We start from the raw sequence: 2870 nt of genomic DNA, 5'->3' as shown, positions 1-2870 counted from the left end.
AAATATTATCGGATACCCTATACACTGCAAACATGGGAATGGGAAAAAGAGGGGCTCAGACTGGAACAGATCGTTGTCCTGGATGATCGTTCCAAAGCGGCGTTGATGACAATCACTCAGCCCGATTTGCCCTTTATCAACAAGGATCCGTTAGACCCCAACCCCTACTTCGCATATGATCAAATCTCGGGCTATTACCTGTCCATACAACTTCCCATCCCGTTGGATCAAACCAAACCCGCCAGGATCTCACATCGTTTCATGTTTAGGGATACCATTCAGCAGAAAGAGGTTATTGTGGAAGGTGGCGTTTTTACTCCACGACTTGGTGAGACACCTGTCGCCATCTCATCTCCCGTAAAAGGAAATAACTGGCTGTTTGTGAATCAGTCCACCCTGGGATATCATTTTTTCAGGTTATTTTTTGTCGACGGTAAAATATACCGGGGAGAACGTTTTGCTTTTGACAACGCGCAGCTGAATGACGAAATGGACAATCTTTTGAATGGAGATCCCAAAGTAAACGAATCGTACTTTAACTACAAGGATACTTTGTATGCTGTGGCAGACGGCATCGTACATTCCATAAAGGACGGCCGGGCCGAAAACAACGGAGATGCGCAGGATGTTCCGCTGAATACCGTCGATGAGTTGGGCGGGAATTATCTTGTTCTGAATATTGGCGACGGACAGTATGCCTTCTATGCACATTGCGTTCCCCATTCGTTTATGGTGAAGGAGGGGGACAACGTAAAGGAGGGGAACCCCATTGGTTTGTTGGGTAATTCAGGCAACTCCACCGCTCCTCATTTGCATTTCGAAATTGCGGACGGGCCCGATCTCCTTTTCTCAAACGGACTCCCGTTTGTCTTCAAAAAGTATACAAAAATGGCCGATTTTGAAACAGGGCCCATTACGCCGACAGTAGTTGCCAATGCCATGATGGAACAAATCTCCATTGTCAGTTTTGAATAAATCTGAAAATGACAGCGGGGAAACACCTGGGCATTACCGATACCATGAAGGACAATAAAGGGATTTTTGGTGTAAGCCTAAACTTATTTCAGGACGTGACAACCTCATCCTCAGCCGGCTGAATGCACAACATCCAGCATTCTTTCAATGATAATATAATTACATTTATTTAACTTCGTTGCATAAAAAATGAATTTGCACAGAAAAACGCATCTCTCACACTGTTTATCAATATCTTGAAATTCACTAATGTATTTACAGTCCAAAATTGCATACACCGGTGTACGCAAAATGCAATTCTTTGCATTTGTAGTTATAACAACCTACTAACAAGTTGTTTAATTTTAACTTTATTACTTATGCAGTTGAATTAAAAACGTTGGGGTATATCTCCGGAATGGGTCAACGAAGGCTACATATCCGGGTATCGGGGCGAAAATCGCAATAAGATCGTGCGAAACTTGGATTTTATCAAAAAAACAGTCTTAATTTTTACGTGAATCATGAAAACAGCAGTTTTTCTTTCTCTGATGATCTCGGGAGTTATTTTAAGCAGCAGCATTCCCCAAAATACATCTATTGAGGGTGCATGGCAATTGGTATACGTAGAGGATCATTTTAGCGAGACACCTCTAACGAGACAAGATACCGGTTCGGGGGTTAAATTCTGGACAGACGGATGCTTTACTTTTGCCGGTTATTTTGAGTTGGACAACATGTTATACGATAACTATGGCTGGGGTACGTATAAATTATCCGAAGGAAACCATTACGAAGAGAGTATTTTAGAAAATCATCTTCTCCCGGAAGCAAAGGGAAAAACGATCAATATGTTGATAGAAATCAGGAATGACACACTCATTCAAAGTTGGCCGGTAGATGAGAACTGGAATCTTCAGCAGAATTACATGATTGAAAAGTATATCCGTCTTAAATAATTTCTAAAATGGCCGGGCATGAGAAAATTATTGCTTCTTCTAATCATGCTTCCTGCTCTTACCTTCAGTCAGGAAAACCCGAAGGTGATTGCGTCTGATGAAGCAATTGTAAATGTAACCGTAATAGATGGAACCGGAAATGCACCGCTAGCAGACATGACGGTGTTCATTACGGGAGATTCAATTGTAAGCATTCTGCAAAGCAATTCATCAGAACCTGCAGATGGCACAAAAGTAATATCCGGAAGAGGGATGTATCTGATACCCGGATTATGGGACATGCATGTACACATCTCCCATAGTGAGTTATTCCTCCCTTTACTGATTGCCAATGGAGTGACCAGTGTAAGGCAAATGACTTGTAACGAGAAATATTTCAGGTATTTGTCAGAATTGCGGGGACAAATTTCCGAAAAAAAAATAATTGGACCCGACATTTACATCCCTGTTGTAATTTTTGGAAAAGATCAGCAATGGGATGGCATCATGCAGATGAATACAAAGGAAGATGCTGTCGCGGTTATAAGGAAAGTAAAAGATAGCGGCGCTGATTTCGTGAAGATATTCGATTTATACGAGCCTGAAGCTTTTAAAGCTTTACTCTACGAAGCTAAAAAACAGAACGTACCTGTAGGAGGTCACTGTCCGATTGTTTTCAACATGAGTGAAGTTGCTCGGGAGGGTATGGGTACATTCGAACATTTATTTGGAATTCTTCTGGCATGTTCTTCAAATGAAGATTCAATCAGGCAGCAGTTGATTCAGACAGCTACGCAATACAACAGTTCTTTTGATGATATTGTAAGATTATTATACTGGGTTCAAACAGATGAAATTCTGAAAACGCATGATCCGGTAAAGGCTCACAAGCTATTTTCGGATTTAAAGAAAAGTGGAAGTTATCAGTGTCCGAATTTTATATTGTGGGACGGATGGTTGAAGTTAAATGAAACGTTG

3 protein-coding genes are annotated in these 2870 nt (G+C 41.3%); all 3 read left to right on the top strand.

From position 1 onward, the window contains the following. Positions 1-975, top strand: a 975-nt coding sequence (locus B3Z75_RS04905) for a M23 family metallopeptidase (protein WP_294068262.1), incomplete at its 5' end; no start/stop codon positions are given. A 503-nt stretch (positions 976-1478) separates the two neighbouring features. Continuing rightward, entirely contained in the window at positions 1479-1913 is a 435-nt protein-coding gene (locus B3Z75_RS04900) for a hypothetical protein (RefSeq protein ID WP_294068261.1), read from the top strand. Positions 1914-1931: 18 nt separating this feature from the next. Beyond that, the coding region (locus B3Z75_RS04895; RefSeq protein WP_294068260.1) for an amidohydrolase family protein at positions 1932-2870 on the top strand (939 nt) is incomplete at its 3' end.

It is taken from the genome of Proteiniphilum sp. UBA1028 (assembly GCF_002316955.1).
Lineage (GTDB): Bacteria > Bacteroidota > Bacteroidia > Bacteroidales > Dysgonomonadaceae > Proteiniphilum.
This window is presented reverse-complemented; position numbering and strand designations above follow the sequence as displayed.